Annotated in this window: 16 protein-coding genes; 6 read left to right on the top strand and 10 right to left on the bottom strand. The window is 62.3% G+C overall.

What is annotated here, in order from left to right; translation table 11 throughout:
• Positions 1-113: 113 nt before the first annotated feature.
• The 5 genes from ACTJJN_RS04745 (at position 114) to ACTJJN_RS04765 (ending at position 3,620) form a co-directional block, all read left to right on the top strand.
• A complete protein-coding gene (locus ACTJJN_RS04745) occupies positions 114-1,607 on the top strand; it encodes an RNA polymerase factor sigma-54 (RefSeq protein ID WP_003255133.1) in 1,494 nt (497 codons plus the stop codon).
• 79 nt (positions 1,608-1,686) lie between these two features.
• Positions 1,687-1,995 (top strand): ribosome hibernation-promoting factor, HPF/YfiA family, encoded by a 309-nt coding sequence (gene hpf, locus ACTJJN_RS04750; RefSeq protein ID WP_003255135.1) that lies wholly within the window; start codon positions 1,687-1,689, stop codon positions 1,993-1,995.
• A gap of 12 nt (positions 1,996-2,007) precedes the next feature.
• Positions 2,008-2,472: a PTS IIA-like nitrogen regulatory protein PtsN gene (gene ptsN / locus ACTJJN_RS04755; RefSeq protein WP_003255137.1), complete on the top strand. Its 465-nt coding sequence runs from the start codon at positions 2,008-2,010 to the stop codon at positions 2,470-2,472.
• A 2-nt stretch (positions 2,473-2,474) separates the two neighbouring features.
• Positions 2,475-3,329, top strand: coding sequence for an RNase adapter RapZ (gene rapZ / locus ACTJJN_RS04760; protein ID WP_003255139.1), 855 nt, complete (start codon positions 2,475-2,477; stop codon positions 3,327-3,329).
• An 18-nt stretch (positions 3,330-3,347) separates the two neighbouring features.
• On the top strand, positions 3,348-3,620 hold the full coding sequence (locus tag ACTJJN_RS04765; RefSeq protein WP_003255140.1) for an HPr family phosphocarrier protein: 273 nt from the start codon (positions 3,348-3,350) through the stop codon (positions 3,618-3,620).
• Positions 3,621-3,647: 27 nt separating this feature from the next.
• Here the strand turns inward: ACTJJN_RS04765 and ACTJJN_RS04770 are convergent, their stop codons facing one another.
• From ACTJJN_RS04770 to pmbA, 6 genes are all read right to left on the bottom strand, one after another.
• Complete coding sequence (locus tag ACTJJN_RS04770) at positions 3,648-4,541, bottom strand: ZIP family metal transporter (RefSeq protein WP_003255142.1); 894 nt, start codon at positions 4,539-4,541, stop codon at positions 3,648-3,650.
• An 11-nt stretch (positions 4,542-4,552) separates the two neighbouring features.
• Positions 4,553-5,164, bottom strand: a complete 612-nt coding sequence (locus ACTJJN_RS04775; protein WP_003255144.1) for a superoxide dismutase — start codon at positions 5,162-5,164, stop codon at positions 4,553-4,555.
• 1 nt (position 5,165) lies between these two features.
• Positions 5,166-5,627, bottom strand: coding sequence for a hypothetical protein (locus ACTJJN_RS04780; RefSeq protein WP_019750558.1), 462 nt, complete (start codon positions 5,625-5,627; stop codon positions 5,166-5,168).
• 27 nt (positions 5,628-5,654) lie between these two features.
• The gene (locus ACTJJN_RS04785; protein WP_014755434.1) at positions 5,655-7,031 is read right to left on the bottom strand and encodes a class II fumarate hydratase; all 1,377 of its coding nucleotides are present in this window, start codon (positions 7,029-7,031) and stop codon (positions 5,655-5,657) included.
• Positions 7,024-7,425: a hypothetical protein gene (locus ACTJJN_RS04790; protein ID WP_012051310.1), complete on the bottom strand. Its 402-nt coding sequence runs from the start codon at positions 7,423-7,425 to the stop codon at positions 7,024-7,026. The genes ACTJJN_RS04785 and ACTJJN_RS04790 overlap by 8 nt, the downstream gene beginning before the upstream one ends.
• A 245-nt stretch (positions 7,426-7,670) precedes the next feature.
• Positions 7,671-9,017: a metalloprotease PmbA gene (pmbA, locus tag ACTJJN_RS04795; protein WP_012051309.1), complete on the bottom strand. Its 1,347-nt coding sequence runs from the start codon at positions 9,015-9,017 to the stop codon at positions 7,671-7,673.
• A gap of 109 nt (positions 9,018-9,126) precedes the next feature.
• Between pmbA and yjgA the strand changes: the two genes are divergently transcribed.
• Positions 9,127-9,648: a ribosome biogenesis factor YjgA gene (gene yjgA, locus ACTJJN_RS04800; RefSeq protein ID WP_003255152.1), complete on the top strand. Its 522-nt coding sequence runs from the start codon at positions 9,127-9,129 to the stop codon at positions 9,646-9,648.
• 57 nt (positions 9,649-9,705) lie between these two features.
• Here yjgA and tldD read toward each other — a convergent pair whose 3' ends face one another.
• From tldD to rng, 4 genes are all read right to left on the bottom strand, one after another.
• Positions 9,706-11,145 carry a metalloprotease TldD gene (gene tldD / locus ACTJJN_RS04805; protein ID WP_003255154.1) on the bottom strand — a complete coding sequence of 480 codons (1,440 nt, stop codon included), beginning with the start codon at positions 11,143-11,145 and terminating at the stop codon, positions 9,706-9,708.
• Between the two features lie 2 nt (positions 11,146-11,147).
• Positions 11,148-11,999 (bottom strand): carbon-nitrogen hydrolase family protein, encoded by an 852-nt coding sequence (locus tag ACTJJN_RS04810; RefSeq protein WP_012051308.1) that lies wholly within the window; start codon positions 11,997-11,999, stop codon positions 11,148-11,150.
• An 8-nt stretch (positions 12,000-12,007) separates the two neighbouring features.
• Positions 12,008-15,829, bottom strand: coding sequence for a YhdP family protein (locus ACTJJN_RS04815; protein WP_440781019.1), 3,822 nt, complete (start codon positions 15,827-15,829; stop codon positions 12,008-12,010).
• Positions 15,830-15,911: 82 nt separating this feature from the next.
• The gene (gene rng / locus ACTJJN_RS04820; protein ID WP_003255158.1) at positions 15,912-17,369 is read right to left on the bottom strand and encodes a ribonuclease G; all 1,458 of its coding nucleotides are present in this window, start codon (positions 17,367-17,369) and stop codon (positions 15,912-15,914) included.
• Positions 17,370-17,379 lie beyond the last annotated feature (10 nt).

The raw sequence follows: 17,379 nt of genomic DNA on the forward strand, positions 1-17,379 counted from the left end.
CTCTAGGCAAACGCTACAATTTAAGGCATAAAACTTGCTTGATCTGGCGCTTCGGCGCCCTCGTGTAGTGGATGGCGCATGCGCGCCGGCGAACAAGGTATTAAGCCCCTGCCATGAAACCATCGCTCGTCCTAAAAATGGGCCAGCAACTGACGATGACACCTCAGTTGCAACAGGCCATCCGCCTGCTCCAGCTCTCTACCCTGGACCTCCAACAGGAAATCCAGGAAGCGCTGGAGTCGAACCCGATGCTCGAACGTCAGGAAGACGGCGAGGACTTCGACAACAGCGACCCGATGGCCGACAACGCCGAGAACAAGCCGGCCGCCGAAGTTCAGGACAACAGTTTCCAGGAAAGCACCGTCAGCGCCGACAACCTGGAAGACGGTGAGTGGAGCGAGCGCATCCCCAACGAGCTCCCGGTCGATACAGCCTGGGAAGACATCTACCAGACCAGCGCCAGCAGCCTGCCGAGCAACGATGATGACGAATGGGACTTCACCACGCGCACATCGGCCGGCGAAAGCCTGCAAAGCCACCTGCTGTGGCAGTTGAACCTGGCGCCGATGTCCGACACCGACCGCTTGATTGCCGTGACCCTGATCGACAGCATCAACGGCCAGGGCTACCTGGAAGACACACTCGAAGAAATCTGCGCAGGGTTCGACCCGGAGCTGGATATCGAGCTGGACGAGGTCGAAGCCGTACTGCACCGCATCCAGCAGTTCGAGCCGGCTGGCGTCGGCGCCCGCAATCTGGGCGAATGCCTGTTGCTGCAACTGCGCCAACTGCCCGCTACAACCCCGTGGATGACCGAAGCCAAGCGCCTGGTCACCGATTTCATCGACCTGCTCGGCAGCCGTGACTACAGCCAGCTGATGCGGCGGATGAAAATCAAGGAAGACGAGCTGCGCCAGGTCATCGAACTGGTGCAAAGCCTTAACCCGCGCCCTGGTTCGCAGATCGAGTCCAGCGAGCCCGAGTACGTGGTGCCCGACGTCATCGTGCGCAAGGACAGCGACCGTTGGCTGGTAGAACTGAACCAGGAAGCCATCCCACGCCTGCGCGTCAACCCACAATACGCCGGCTTCGTACGCCGTGCCGACACCAGCGCCGACAACACCTTCATGCGCAACCAGCTGCAGGAAGCGCGCTGGTTCATCAAGAGCCTGCAAAGCCGTAACGAAACCCTGATGAAGGTTGCCACGCAGATCGTCGAGCACCAGCGCGGCTTCCTCGACCACGGCGACGAAGCGATGAAGCCGTTGGTACTGCATGACATTGCCGAAGCCGTAGGCATGCACGAATCGACCATCTCGCGGGTTACCACGCAGAAATACATGCACACCCCGCGTGGCATCTACGAACTGAAATACTTTTTCTCCAGCCATGTCAGCACCTCCGAAGGCGGAGAATGCTCGTCCACGGCGATCCGCGCGATCATCAAGAAACTGGTTGCGGCGGAAAATCAGAAAAAGCCATTGAGTGACAGCAAGATCGCTGGTTTACTGGAGGCACAAGGCATCCAGGTAGCCCGTCGCACCGTCGCCAAGTACCGCGAGTCCCTCGGCATCGCACCGTCGAGCGAACGCAAGCGACTGATGTAGCCCCTGAGATGTGCCACAGCGTTTTCGTGGCAGGTGCAAGACCTGCCTCTTTATGCACGGGCAACAAAGGAGAAGCTGTATGCAAGTCAATATCAGTGGACAGCATGTAGAAGTCACCCAGCCACTGCGCGATTACGTGCTTGAAAAGCTCGCCCGCGTGGAGAGTCACTTCGACAAGATCACCAACGTGCAGGTAATCATGAAAGTCGAGAAGCTTCAGCAGAAGGTCGAGGCGACCCTGCAGATTCCCGGCGGCGAAGTGGTAGCCAACGCCGAACACGAAGACATGTATGCAGCGATCGACGCCTTGGCCGACAAGCTCGACCGCCAACTGAAAAAACACAAGGAAAAACAGCAAAGCCTGCTGCAAGGTGCAGCTGCCCGCTGATCCCCCTCATCCATGATCCGACTTGAAACCATCCTGACCCCCGGCCGTTCCCTCGTGAACGTGCCGGGCGGCAGCAAGAAGCGCGCCCTGGAAAAGGTCGCCACTGTCATCGCCGACCAAGTGCCAGAACTGGAGATGCAGGACGTCTTCGAAAAACTGGTAGCCCGGGAAAAGCTCGGTTCTACCGGTTTCGGCAATGGCATCGCCATCCCACACTGCCGGCTTGAAGGATGCTCCGCGCCAGTCAGCGCCCTGCTGCACCTGGAAGCGCCTATCGATTACGACGCCATCGATGGCGCGCCGGTGGACCTGCTGTTTGTGCTGCTGGTGCCCGAAGCGGCCACCGATGCCCACCTTGAACTTCTGCGTCAGATCGCCAGCATGCTCGATCGCAAGGAGGTCCGTGATCGACTGCGTGCGGCCACCAGCAACGAGGCCCTGTTCCAGGTTGTCCTGGACGTACAGAACGAGCACTGAACATGCGCCTGATCATCGTCAGCGGCCGGTCCGGCTCCGGCAAGAGCACCGCCCTCGATGTCCTGGAAGACAGCGGTTTCTATTGCATCGACAATCTGCCAGCCGGGCTATTGCCGCAGTTGGCGGAAAATGCACTGATCAACACCGAATTGCTGCAGCCCAAGGTGGCGGTTTCGATCGACGCACGCAACCTGCCCAGCCACCTGATGCGTTTTCCCGAGCTGCTTGAAGAAGCCCGCGCACGGCACATCCAGTGCGACGTGTTGTACCTGGATGCCGATGAAGAGGTCCTTCTCAAGCGTTTCTCGGAAACCCGCAGGCGGCACCCCCTGACCAACGCCAACCGCTCGCTCGCGGAAGCGATCCGCGTGGAAAGCGACTTGTTGGGCCCCATTGCCGACCTGGCCGACCTGAAGATCGACACCACCAACCTGAACCTGTACCAGTTGCGTGACTCGATCAAACTGCGTCTGCTCAACCAACCCGAGCCTGGCACAGCGTTTCTGGTCGAGTCGTTCGGGTTCAAACGGGGCATGCCGGTCGACGCCGACCTGGTTTTTGACGTGCGCTGCCTGCCCAACCCCTACTGGAAACCAGAACTGCGTGAGCACTCAGGTCTCGATCAACCCGTGATCGACTACCTGGCCGCACAACCGGATGTCGAAGACATGTACAACGACATCTCCAGCTACCTGCTCAAATGGTTGCCCCGCTTCGCTGCCAGCAACCGCGCCTACGTAACCATTGCCATCGGCTGCACTGGCGGCCATCACCGTTCGGTGTACATCACCGAGCGCCTTGGTCAACAGCTGCAGCAAACCCTGAAAAACGTCCAGGTCCGTCATCGCGACCTCTAGCCCAAGGATCCACCCCAGATGCCCGCCCGCGAAATCACCATCATCAACAAGCTGGGTCTGCATGCCCGGGCGGCAGCCAAGTTCGTCGGTGTGGCCGGCCGCTTCCCCTGCCAGGTACGGGTGGGTCGCGCCCCGGACAAGCTGGTGGATGGCAAGAGCATCATGGCGGTGATGATGCTGGCCGCAGGCAAAGGCACCCAGGTGCACCTGCATACCGAGGGTGAGCAGGACAACGACGCCATGGATGCACTGGTCGAACTGATCAACAATTTCTTTGACGAAGGCGAATAGGCCTCGCAAACCTGCGCTTGCACAAGATCAGGACATCGCGGTATCCATCACCATCATCAGACAGAAGCCTGTACACAGCCCAAGGCTGGCCAGACGATGATGGCCGTTGCTGCGCGATTCGGGGATGATTTCCTGGGTGACCACCAGCAACATCGCCCCTGCTGCACAGGCCAGCCCCAGCGGCAGCAGCAGTTCGGCAACATTCACCAGCCAGGCACAGATCAACGCCGCTACCGGCTCGACCAAGCCTGAGGCTGCGCCGATCAGGAAGGCCTTGAAGCGCGGCATGCCCGCCCCTGCCAGCACCAGCGCGATCACCAGCCCCTCAGGCACATCCTGCAAGGCAATGCCCATGGCCAGGCTGTCGGCGTCGGCCATACCTCCCCCGGCCGACACACCAATGGCCATACCTTCGGGGATGTTGTGGGCAATGATGGCAATCACGAACAGCCAGATGCGCGCTGCAATCACCGGCTGGTTTGCTGTGCCCACCAACGCTTCAGGCGAAGCCCAGGATACCTTGAGGTCGACCAGGAACAGGCACAACGCCCCGAACATCAGGCCAAAACTGACCAGGCCACCTGCCCCCCAAGGGCTGAAGCCAATCGACTGAGCCGCCGCCAGGCCCGGCATGATCAGGGAAAACGCGGTGGCCGCCAGCATCACGCCAGCACCGAAGCCCAGCAGCGTATCCGCCAGCGCCACGGGCATATTGCGAATGACCAGTACCGGTACTGCGCCCAGTGCCGTACCCAGCGCGCATAAAGCACCGCCCTCCAGGGCGCGCAGCATGCGCGGGTCGAGGTCTAGCCAGGCGAGGCCCCGTGCCACCAGTAACGCGGCGCCAGCCAGCAAAAGCAAAGTCCCAAGCGCCAGGCGGAACAGGCGCACACTGCTGACAGACATCACCTCAGAGCGCATACCGGTCCGACTCACTTCAGGGCTTCAAGGTAACGACGTTCAACTTCCACCCAGTCAATGACGTTGTAGAAGGCACCGATGTATTCCGGACGACGGTTCTGGTACTTGAGGTAGTAAGCGTGCTCCCACACGTCCAGGCCCAGGATCGGCGCATTGCCGTGCATCAGCGGGCTGTCCTGGTTGCCGCTACTCTCCACCACCAACGTTTTTTGCGGCGTGACGCTGAGCCAGGCCCAACCGCTGCCGAAGCGGGTCAACGCGGCTTTGGTGAAAGCCTCCTTGAAAGCCTCGAAGCCGCCAAGTTGTGCTGTGACGGCTTGCGCCAGCTGGCCCACAGGCTCGCCACCGCCCTGAGGTGACATGACAGTCCAGAACAGGCTGTGGTTGGCGTGACCGCCGCCGTGGTTGGTCACAGCGCCACGCAGGTTCTCCGGCAGTTGCTTGACGGCAGCGACCAGTTTTTCCACCGGCCATTCGGCCCACTCGGTACCTTCGAGGGCGGCATTGAGGCCGTTCACGTAGGTCTGGTGATGCTTGGTGTGGTGGATTTCCATTGTCTGGGCATCAATGTGTGGTTCCAGCGCATCGTAGGCGTATGGCAATGCAGGCAAGGTATGGGGCATGTCAGTGAATTCCGTAGGCATGGGTTCTGGGTGCCACATCCGGCTGGGCAGCGAGCTCGCTGGCCCCGGCGCTGTGGCGGTTGAGCAAGCGCTCGGTACGCGGGTACTGGCCATACTCGGCAATGAAACTCAGCAGCTCGGTGTAAGTGCGCGCACTGTGGCGCAAGGCGGCATCACGCAGTGCCTGAGGCAGGCGCGCTTCCTGGCAGGCCTGCAGCAGTCGCTGATGAGCCGCGCACAGGTAGTCGGCACTTTCATGCGGCTGGTTAAGGCGCAGGTGCAGGTCAGCCAGGTTGTGGTGGGCGATGACGAATGCAGCCACCGCTTCATCCACGTCATGCCAGCGCTCGAACAGCACCTGGGCCAACGCCAAGGCTTGCAGGTAGTGTTCCCGGGCGTCCACCAGTTCGCCTTGTTCGAATAGGCGGTTGGCGGTTTCCGTGGTGCGTTTCCAGTGCTGCATGGTTGTCTCCTGGGCGGTGACGCAGTGTCAGATACCGCCGGCGGTGAGTTTTTCCGGGTCCAGCAGCGCTTCAAGCTGGTCGCGGGACAGGTCGGTGTGCTCCAGCGCCACATCGATGATTGGACGACCCTGCTTGTAGGCGGTCTTGGCGATTTCGGCGGCCTTGAGGTAGCCGATGATCGGATTCAACGCCGTGACCAGAATCGGGTTGCGCGCGAGCGCTTCCTTGAGTTTGTCTTCGTTGACCTTGAAGCTGGCGATGGCTTTGTCGGCCAGCAAGCGGCTGACATTGGCCATCAGCTCGATGCTTTCCAGCAGGTTGCGGGCGATCACCGGCAGCATCACGTTCAGCTCGAAGTTACCGGCTTGGCCTGCGACGGCGATGGTCGCGTCGTTGCCAATCACTTGGGCGGCGACCATGGCAGTGGCCTCCGGGATCACCGGGTTGACCTTGCCTGGCATGATCGAAGAGCCCGGCTGCAGAGCTTGCAGCTCGATTTCGCCCAGACCGGCCAGCGGGCCGGAGTTCATCCAGCGCAGATCGTTGGCGATTTTCATCAACGCCACCGCGGTGGTCTTGAGCTGGCCAGACAAAGCCACGGCAGTGTCCTGCGAGCCGATCAGTGCGAACAGGTTCTGGCCGGGCGTGAACTCGATCTTGGTCAGGCCACTGAGCTGGCGAGCGAAACCGACAGCGAACTGCGGATGGGCATTGATGCCGGTACCCACGGCGGTTCCGCCCTGGGCCAGCGCCTGCAAGCGCGGCAGCACACCTTCGATGTGCGCCTTGGCAGCATTGATTTGCGCTGCCCAGCCATCCAGCACCTGACTCATACGCACGGGCATCGCGTCCATCAGGTGAGTACGACCGGTCTTCACGAATTGATGTACTTGTGCCGACTTGACCTCGATCACCTGTACCAGGTGCGCCAGGGCTGGCAGCAACTGCTCGTGCAGGGCCAGCGCGGCGCTGACGTGGATGGTGGTCGGAATGATGTCATTGCTGCTCTGGCCACAGTTGACGTGGTCATTGGCGTTGACCGCCTCACCCAGTACATGGGTAGCCAAGGTGGCGATCACCTCATTGGCGTTCATGTTCGAACTGGTGCCAGAGCCTGTCTGGAACACATCCACCGGGAAGTGCTGGATGAAGTCCTCGGCCAGCAATTGCTCGACAGCCTTGACGATAGCCTGGCCCCGCCCGGCAGACAGTTGCTCCAGTTCGACGTTGGCCTTGGCCGCAGCGGCCTTGGCCAGCAACAAGGCACGAATGAACTGGGCCGGCATACGTTGGCCGCTGATCGGGAAGTTGTCGACCGCGCGCTGGGTCTGGGCGCCGTAGAGGGCCTGGGCCGGCACCTGCAGCTCACCCATGCTGTCACGCTCGATACGGGTATCACTCATCATCAAATCCTTGCATCAGTTCATCGGGAGAAATCGAAGGCAGCAGACGGCAATTGGCCAACTGCAGGGCATAGGGTTGCCAGCGTTGGTTCTGTTCCTGGCGGTCGAGGTTGCGCAGGTCCAGCAGAGGACGCCAGGCCTGGTCCAGGCACAGACAACGCCAATGCCAGGGGAGCATGCGATCGCAGGCGGTATCCAGCAGCAGGCGAAACGCTGTCAGCGCCACCGTCCATGGCGAGGTTTCGGTGCAGCACACCAGATAGCGGCCTTCGGCCAGGTAATGCTCGATCAGGCGCGGCTCGTCGGGGTCGAGCGCACAGCGAATGCGCCGGCTGAGCCAGCGCCAGTTTTCCAGGTAGGGCAGTTCGCGGAGGACGGATTTCATGAACATCATCGCCGGGTTACTGGATAATGATATTCATTATTAAGTGATAAATAGAATCACTTCAAGAAAAAGGTGATGAAATAAAAACCCGGCGCGAGGGCCGGGTCTTCGGATTTGCAGAGAAAGGTGTAGTGCTGTGTAGGCCTCTTCGCGGGTAAACCCGCTCCTACAACGGCCTGTGTCCCCGCCCCGATGTGCGTCTACCACCGTGTAGGAGCGGATGGATCCGCGCTAGGGCCGGCGCAGGCTAAAGATCAGCTACCAGCAACGGTCATCCGCTCGATCAACACCGAGCCCGTATGAATATTGCTACGGGTTTCAAGATCGCTGCCAATCGCGACAATCTGTTGGAACATGTCCTTCATGTTTCCGGCGATGGTGACTTCCTGTACGGCATGCTGAATCTCGCCATTCTCGACCCAGAACCCCGCCGCACCACGGGAATAGTCCCCCGTCACCATGTTCAAGCCATGCCCCATCAGTTCGGTCACCAGCAGCCCGCGCCCCATGCGGCGAATCAGCGCGGCCTGATCTTCGACACCGTGGCTGACGAACAGGTTGTGCACACCACCCGAATTGGCCGTACTCGGCAAACCCAGCTTGCGCCCCGAATAGGTACCCAGCAAGTACGACACCAGCTCGCCTTTGTCGACAAACGGTTTGGCATAGGTGGCCAGGCCATCACCGTCGAAGGCGGCGCTGCCCAACGCGCGCGGAATATGCGGGCGTTCGTCGAGGGTCAGCCAGGAAGGGAACAGGCGCTGGCCAATGGTACCCTCCAGGAACGACGACTTGCGGTACAGGTTGCCGCCGGAAATAGCCGACAGGAAGCTGCCGAACAGGCCACCGGCCAATTCGGCCGAGAACAGCACCGGTACCTCGCAAGTCGGCACCGGTCGGGCGCCAAGGCGGCTAGCGGCACGCTGGGCAGCGCGCATGCCGATGCTGCTCGGGTCGGCCAGCAGGTTGCCCTGGCGGTTCACGTCGTACCAATAGTCACGCTGCATCTGCCCGTCGCCTTCGGCAATCATCACGCAGCTCAGGCTGTGCCGGGTCGAGGCGTAACCACCGATGAATCCATGGCTGTTGCCATACACGCGGCAGCCTTGGTGGGTATTGAGGGTGGTGCCATCGGCGTTGAGGATGCGCGGGTCGGCGTCGAACGCCGCTGCCTCGCAGGCCAGGGCCATTTCGATGGCCTTCTCGGGCTCGATATCCCAGTCGTGGTACAGGTCCAGATCCGGGATTTCACGCGCCATCAGCGCTGCGTCGGCCAAGCCCGAGCATTCATCCTCGGAGGTATGCCTGGCAATTGCCAACGCTGCGGCGACGGTCTCGCGAATCGCCTCCGGTCCACTGGCCGAGGTGCTGGCCGAACCTTTGCGCTGGCCAACATAAAGGGTGATACCAAAGCCTTGGTCGCGGTTGAACTCGACCGTTTCGACCTCACGCTGGCGCACGGTGGTGGACAGCCCTTGCTCCAGCGACACCGCCACTTCGCAGGCACTGGCCCCCTGACGACGCGCCTCGGCGATGATCGCCTCGACCTGTTCCTGCAATGCTGGCAGGTCTTTCGGACCTACGCTCTGGACTGCACTCATGGTTCTCTCCACTCAAATTCTGCGTACGGCTTGGGGTCATTCTACGACCGGGCCGGACAAGCGGCCCCCGACTGGTTATCATGGCGGCGATTTCTAGCGGACTGCCACCATGGTTGATTCAAACGACGACGCCTTCGACGGCGAAAAAAGCAAAACCCAGATCAAGCGCGAACTGCATGCGCTGGTCGAACTCGGCGAGCGGCTTACCACCCTCAAGGCCGATACCTTGGCGCGCCTGCCTTTGACCGACGAGCTGCGCAAGGCACTGGCCGAGGCCAGCAAGCACACTGCTCATGGCGCCCGTAAACGCCACATGTCGTTCGTCGGCAAGCTCATGCGCGTGCAAGACCTCGATGCCATCCACGCCTTGCTCGAACAGATGGACAGCTCGACTCGCCAGTACAACGAACGTTTCCACAGCCTGGAGCGCTGGCGTGACCGGTTGATCGACGGTAACGACGAAGACCTCGAGCGCTTCGTCAACGAGTACCCCGACACCGACCGCCAGCAGCTACGCTCGCTGGTGCGCCATGCCCAGCACGAGAAGGCGCGGAACAAGCCGCCTGCCGCCGCGCGCAAGGTGTTCAAGTACATCCGCGACCTCGACGAGTTGCAGCGCGGGTTGCGCTGACGGACCGGGGCCTTGTGGGAGCGGGCGTGCCCGCTCCTACAATGGCTCCCGAAGCCATCAAGCCCCGGTACCGCCCACGGTAATCGCATCCAGTTTCAAGGTAGGCTGCCCCACCCCAACCGGCACCGACTGCCCGTCCTTGCCGCACGTCCCTACTCCGCTGTCCAGTGCCAGGTCGTTACCGACCATCGAAACCCGGCTCATCGCCTCGGGACCATTGCCGATCAGGGTTGCGCCCTTCACTGGTGCGGTAATCTTGCCGTCTTCGATCAGGTAGGCCTCACTGGTGGAGAACACGAACTTGCCGCTGGTGATATCCACCTGCCCACCACCGAGGTTGGCGCAGTAGATACCCTTCTTCACCGACGCGATAATCTCCTGTGGGTCGCTTTCGCCGGCTCGCATGTAGGTGTTGGTCATGCGTGGCATCGGCAGGTGCGCGTAGGATTCACGGCGGCCGTTGCCGGTCACGGCCATGCCCATCAGGCGCGCGTTCAGCTTGTCCTGCATGTAACCCTTGAGCACGCCATTCTCGATCAGCGTGGTGCACTCGGTCGGGGTACCTTCGTCGTCCACGCTCAACGAGCCGCGGCGGCCTTCAAGGGTGCCATCGTCAACGATGGTGCACAGGCTCGACGCCACTTTCTCGCCAATGCGGCCACTGAACGCCGAACTGCCCTTGCGGTTGAAGTCGCCTTCCAGGCCATGGCCGACCGCTTCGTGCAACAGCACGCCCGACCAGCCCGAGCCCAGCACTACCGGCAAGGTTCCGGCCGGTGCCGGGATCGCTTCCAGATTCACCAGGGCCTGGCGCAGGGCCTCGCGGGCATAGCCCATCACCCGCTCTTCGGTGAAGTAGCGGTAATCGGTACGCCCGCCACCGCCCTGCCCACCGCGTTCACGACGGCCGTTCTGCTCGACGATGACGCTGACATTGAAGCGCACCAGCGGGCGTACGTCGGCAGCCAGGCTGCCATCGGCCGCGGCAATCAGAATGCGTTCCCAGACCCCGGCCATGCTCACGCTGACTTGCTGAATGCGCGGGTCCAGGGCACGGGTGGCGGCATCGACACGCTTAAGCAGCTCGACCTTTTCGGCACGGCTGAGCACGTCCAGCGGGTTGTCCGCGGTATACAGAGCGGCCACCTCCTGGCTGCGGAAGGCTTGCACCGTGCCGTTTTGCCCGGCACGGGAAATCGAACGGGCGGCACGGGCTGCCGAGGTCAGCGCTTCAAGGTTGATCGCGTTGCTGTAGGCGAAGCCGGTTTTTTCGCCGGACTGGGCACGCACGCCCACGCCCTGGTCGAGGTTGAAGCTGCCCTCTTTGACGATACCGTCTTCCAGCGCCCAGGTTTCCGAGATCTGGCCCTGGAAATACAGGTCGGCGGCGTCGATGCCGGGGCCAGCCAACTCACCCAGCACGCTCTGCAGGCTGTCCAGGGTCAAGCCGCCTGGGGCCAGGAGCTGCTCACTGACGGTGGATAACATCTGGCTCATAGTCACTCCGAGGTATGCGCAGGTCGCAACGCGCCCTGCGAAAAAAAGCGCCGGTGCGATACCACCGGCATGCGCGCCCGAATGGACGCTTGTTCTTCAATGTCGCGCTCGGCAAGCAGTACCGCTTCACCTTGCGCCTGTTCTGCGAGAATGCGTCCCCAAGGGTCGACGATCGCCGCATGGCCATGGGTTTCCCGTGGGCCAGGATGGGCGCCGCCCTGTGCCGCAGCCAGCAGGTAACACTGGGTTTCGATGGCCCGCGCACGCACCAGCACCTCCCAATGTGCTGCACCGGTCACAGCGGTAAAAGCTGCTGGCGCTGTGATCAGCTCCGCGCCGGCAGCGCGCAGCGCGCTGTACAGTTCGGGAAAGCGCAGGTCGTAACACACGCTCAGCCCCAGCCGCCCGACCGGCGTATCAGCCACCACCACCTGAGCACCCTGCGCGTAGTCATCCGACTCGCGGTAACGGCCCCGGTTGTCGGCCACGTCCACATCAAACAAGTGCAGCTTGTCATACCTTGCCGCCACCTCGCCGTGTTCATCGACCAGCAGCGAGCACGCATGGGCCTTGGCATCGGGCTGGCCGAACGGTGGCAAGGGCAAAGTACCGGCAACAATCCATAACTTGAGGTCGCGGGCGGTGCGTTTCAACCACGGCAGAATGGGCCCTTCCCCCAAGGCTTCGGCACGGCCGATGGCAGCAGCGTCCTTGCGCCCCATGGCGGCAAAGTTTTCCGGCAGCACCGCCAACCGTGCGCCGCCCAATGCGGCCTGCTCCAACAGGGCACCGGCACGCTGCAGGTTGGTCTGCACGTCGTCCTGGCTGACCATCTGGATTACCGCTGCCTTCATGGGTACTCCTAGCGGGATTTCTCGAAAGGTTTCACAAAGGTGATTCTAGGCTCTTTCCACGGCCCTTCGACACGGTAGTGCACGCTGGCAAAGCGTGACACGCGGTCACCGATCAGCCGATCGACCAGGAACAGCGCACCGCCCACCGCCGGCGCGCCGACGATCAACGCCGCCAGCGGCAGGTTGTTGGTCACCGGCAGGCTCACCTGCAAGTCAGCATCGACCCGGTCGCTGACCATGTCCAGCGTGCCGTCGAGCTCGAAGTTGCTCGACGGGCCGGTCACGGTAATCGGTTCGCGGGTCACGTACACGCCACTGCTGGCCACCAGCAAGCCCTTGACCCGGTCATAGGCCAGGCCCTTGTCAAACAGGTCGGAAAAGTCCAGACGCAGGCGCCGGCCAATCGAGTTGAAGTTGAGCAGGCCGAACACCCGCAGCGCCTGTGCGCTGCCTTCGACCTCGACGAACTGGCCGGTGCGCAGTGCTGCATCCATGCTGCCCGAGAAGCGCTTCAGGCCCACCGCGGCCGGCGAACCCGGCCAGCGGCCATCCACATCCAGGCGGAAGTCGCGGCTGGTCACCGTCGGGGCAAAGCCCCAGGCGCTGAGCACATCCGCCAAGTTCTTGCCGTCAAGGCGCCCTTTGTACCAACTGCTGGTTTTGCCCGTTTCACCCTCCCAACCACCACCGCCATCGATGCGTAACCCCTTGAGGTCGAGGTCGATATCACTGGCTGTGACGCCACGTGGGGTCGGCCGCAGCTTGATCGCGGCGCTGCCGTAGAGATCGTCACCGCGATAGAGCTTGTCGATGCTCAGGTCCAGTGCCGGGACTTTGCGCGGATCGAACGAGGCCAGCGGGTCGGGGCCGTCTTCAGCCTGCTGTTCAGCGGCGCTGGCGGCAGGCAGCCGCAAGGTCTGCATGCGCACGACCATGGGCGCGCCCTTGGCATCCGGTACGCGCGCATTACCGATGACTTCCTTGCTGTCGAGGCGCAAATCCCAGGCCGGGCCGCCCCGGGCCAGGCGTATCACGGCCTGGTTCAGGTCCATGCCGAAGGCTTTCAACTGGCCGATGCTCAGGTCGACGCTTTGCAGGTTCTGCCGCGCGCTGCCACCGGGGTCGTCCCCAGCCAGCCGGCCCGCCTGCTCTTGCCAAGGGGCCAGGTCCAGGGTCTCCAGGCGCCCGCGCACCCTCAGCCCCTGGCTGGCAGGTACCCGGGCGTCGCCTGTGCCCAGCACTAGCTCGCCACGGCCCTGAGTCAACGTTTCAGCCGGTGCAGCATAGGCAAAGCGGGCAAGGTCGGCGTAGGCAGCGTTGAATTGCCGCTCCGGGCCCTGAAGGCTCATGTTGAAACGGCTGTCACGGGTATCTGCTGCCGCTTTGCCGAACGGAGCCGGCAGGTCGATGGCCAGCCCCTTGAGGCTGGAAGTGACATTCAGGCGGTTGTCCCGGCTCCCCAGACTGAGCTGCAACTGATAGGGCAGTTCACCGGAGGCCGGCAAGGCCTGCTTGAACTGCAGCCAGTCAGTCAGTGTCTTGAGCGATACCTGGCCATTGGCATTGATGCGGGTCTGCATCTGCCCAGCCTGACCTTCAGCGGTTATTTGCGCCGTTACCGGCTTGCCGAAGGCCTGCAGGCTGATGCCTTTGCCACTCAGGCCCTTGTCGAAGTCGAAGCTGAAGTCGCCCTTCAGGCGGTTCAACTCCAGGCTTGGCGGGGCCACTTTCAGGCGCGCATCGTGGGTGGCGAAGTCCACCCGCACCTTTGGGCGCTGCCCATGGGCCAGTGGGATATCGAGTTTGACCTTGCCCTTCAGCGGCCCCTCACCTTCCCAGCCGGCGAAAATCTCCCCGGTGCCGATTGGCGCTTCCTTGAGAATCTTCAGGCCATCACCCAAGCTACCGTCGAAATCGCCATCCAGGTAGAGGTGGCTGTGCTGGTCACCCTCGACATGCGGGATATCGACATTCACATCGCTGACCTTGGTGTCGAGCAGCACGCCTCGCTGGGCCTTGATGCGCACGCCACTGTCCTCGATGAACACATCACCATCGACGTGCTGCACCTGTGGCCAACCGGGCTGGAAGTCCAGCGCGGCGTCATGCACCTTGAAGAACAGGCTGATGCTGCGCGCTTGCGGCGCTGCACCATGGTTCAGCGAGCCCTGATACTGGAAGTAGCCTTCATCCACGGCGCCTTTGACGATAGCGCTGCGCAGCCACTCGTCGAGGGCCGGGCTGAGCACCTCGGGCAGATACTTGGCAGTATAGCGGCCATCGCCTTCGGTCAGGCCGACGCGCAGGTCCATGTAGTCCTCGCGACCTTCCTCGAACAACAGGCGAATCAGGAAGTCACCGGCGATCTTGCCCTCCTCGCCCAGCACCTTGAGGTAGGGCGCAATCAGGGTGAAACCGTCTTTGTCCAAGGTCCAGGTCAAGCGCGCATTCGCCTTCTGGTAATGCCAGGGCTTGGCGAAGATCGGGTACAGATGCAGCATGAACGCATCGGTATCCAGGCGCAGCTCGCCGTGGCCCAGGTCACCACTGATGCTGCCACTGACGTTACCGGCCGCCGGGGCGTTGTGATAAGCATCGAAGCCTACCTTCTCCAGGTTGGCTGCGAACTGCAGGCGCTGGTCACCTTCGGCCTTGGGCCTGGCCTCAAGGCGCACATTGCGCAACGCACCGGTCACCTTCAAGCCATCGACCACATCCTTGACCTTGTCCGGCAGGGGGGCCAGGGCATCGATCAGCGGAGTCAGCGGGGTGAGGTCGAGGCGGTCGGCCTGTAACTGCCAGCTTTCATCGGCTGCGTTCTGGCCAGGGCGCTGCTGCAACTGCAGGTGAGACTCCCAGCGGGCCTTGCCGAGGTCCATGGCCAACGAGTCGACGACCACATCGAAGCCTTGCTCCCGGCGCTGGAACCAGGCACCCAAAGCCAGATTATTCAGGTTGGCAGCCTTGCGCCCGGCATAGGCCCCCTCCAGCCTGGGTGCATTGAGCCTTACGACGGCCCGTTGCAACTGCCCCTTGCCCCAGCCGATCCAGAACTCACCGCCCGCCCGCAGGGTGTCAGCATGCCACTGCCCCAACACCTTGGGCGGCAACCAATGTGCCCAGTCACTTTGCGGCAGGCTGACATAGGCGTCTACCTCGCCATCACGCCAAGCGTCGGCCGACATACGACTGTTCAGGCTCAACGCCAGGGGTTGGCCGTCAGGCAGGGTCGCACGCAAATCCAAGGCCTGACGGGTGGCACCGGCCTGCAGGCCGGCACTCACATAAGTCAGGGTCAGCGGGTCGCGCTGCCAGGGGTGCAGAGTGACCAGACTGTCGAACACGTCGATGCGCCCCAGCTGGCGCAGGCGCTGCAGCAAGTCGGCAGGGTCCAGCGGCGCGTCGTCCTTCTTCGGCAGGCCTTCCAGGCTCCAGGCGCCCTGCTCGTTCTCGCGAAGGATCAGTTGCAGCCCGCCCAGCTGGATGCGTGCCAGGCGCACTTCGCGGGCGGTGAGGCTGGCCCAGATGTCGGGCACCACCATGACGTCGTCCAGCCGGAGCGCCTTGGTGCCTTCGCCCAATTGCAGGTCGCGCACCCGCAGCACAGGGGCCAGTCCGCTCCAGTGCCCTTCCAGGGCACCGACATGCACGGGCAGGCCCAGCGCCTGCTCGGCCTTGCTTTCTACGTCGGCACGGTACTCGGCTACCAGCGGCACCAGTTCACGACCAAGGCTGACATACAGCGCCACCAATACGGCCAGCAGGGCACATATGCCCAACCCCCAGCGGGTCAGAGCAACAAGAACGCGGTTCAGACGTCCCATGGCCATGGCCCTCCAAGTCGTTTATCCATGATGGCCCGTCGTGCCGGTTTTGCCAGCACGACAATGCAGTGGCGTGTTTCAGAAGACCTCAGAGCAGCACCACGTCGTATTGTTCCTGCGAATACATCGACTCGACCTGGAAGCGAATGGTTCGACCGATGAAGGCTTCCAGTTCCGCCACGTTGCCTGACTCTTCATCCAGCAGGCGGTCGACCACCTTCTGGTTGGCCAGCACACGGTAGCCTTCAGCCTGATAGGCACGGGCCTCACGCAGGATCTCGCGGAATATTTCGTAACAGATGGTCTCGGGTGTTTTCAGCTTGCCGCGGCCCTGACAGGCCAGACACGGCTCGCAAAGCACCTGTTCCAGGCTTTCCCGCGTACGCTTGCGGGTCATCTGCACCAGGCCCAACTCGGTGATGCCGATGATGTTGGTCTTGGCGTGATCGCGCTCCAACTGTTTTTCCAGGGTACGCAGTACCTGACGCTGGTGATCTTCGTCTTCCATGTCGATGAAGTCGATGATGATGATGCCGCCAATGTTACGCAGGCGCAGTTGCCGGGCGATGGCGGTAGCGGCCTCGAGGTTGGTCTTGAAGATGGTTTCTTCGAGGTTGCGATGACCGACGAAAGCCCCGGTGTTGACGTCGATGGTGGTCATCGCTTCGGCCGGGTCGACCACCAGGTAACCGCCGGACTTCAACGGCACCTTGCGCTCCAGAGCCCGCTGAATCTCGTCTTCGACACCGTACAGGTCAAAGATGGGGCGCTCGCCGGGGTAATGTTCGAGGCGGTCGGCAATTTCCGGCATCAACTCGCCAACGAACTGCGTGGTCTTCTGGAAGGTTTCCCGCGAGTCGATGCGGATCTTCTCGATCTTCGGATTGACCAGGTCGCGCAGGGTACGCAGGGCCAGACCAAGGTCTTCGTAAATGACCGTGGGCGCGCCGCAGGTCTTGATCTGGGTGCCGATCTGCTCCCACAGGCGGCGCAGGTAACGGATGTCCTGCAAGATCTCCTCGGCACGCGCGCCTTCGGCGGCGGTGCGCAAGATGAAGCCGCCGGCATCCTTGATGTTCTCGCTGTCCATGCAGTCGCTGACCACTTGCTTGAGGCGCTCACGCTCGGCTTCGTCCTCGATTTTCAGCGAAATACCAACATGACTGCTGCGTGGCATGTACACCAGGTAGCGCGACGGGATCGATAGCTGGGTGGTCAGGCGCGCCCCCTTGGTGCCGATCGGGTCCTTGGTCACCTGCACCACCAGGGCCTGGCCTTCATGTACCAGTGCGGTGATGTTCTCTACCGCCGAGCCTTCGCGCTGGGAGATTTCCGAGGCATGGATAAACGCTGCGCGCTCGAGGCCGATGTCGACGAAGGCCGCCTGCATGCCTGGCAGCACACGCACCACCTTGCCCTTGTAGATATTGCCGACGATGCCACGGCGCTGGGTGCGCTCGACATGCACTTCCTGCAGCACCCCGTTTTCAACCACCGCCACACGTGACTCCATCGGGGTGATGTTGATCAGGATCTCTTCACTCATGGCAGGCTCT

It is taken from the genome of Pseudomonas sp. 22515 (assembly GCF_052044625.1).
GTDB lineage: Bacteria > Pseudomonadota > Gammaproteobacteria > Pseudomonadales > Pseudomonadaceae > Aquipseudomonas > Aquipseudomonas alloputida.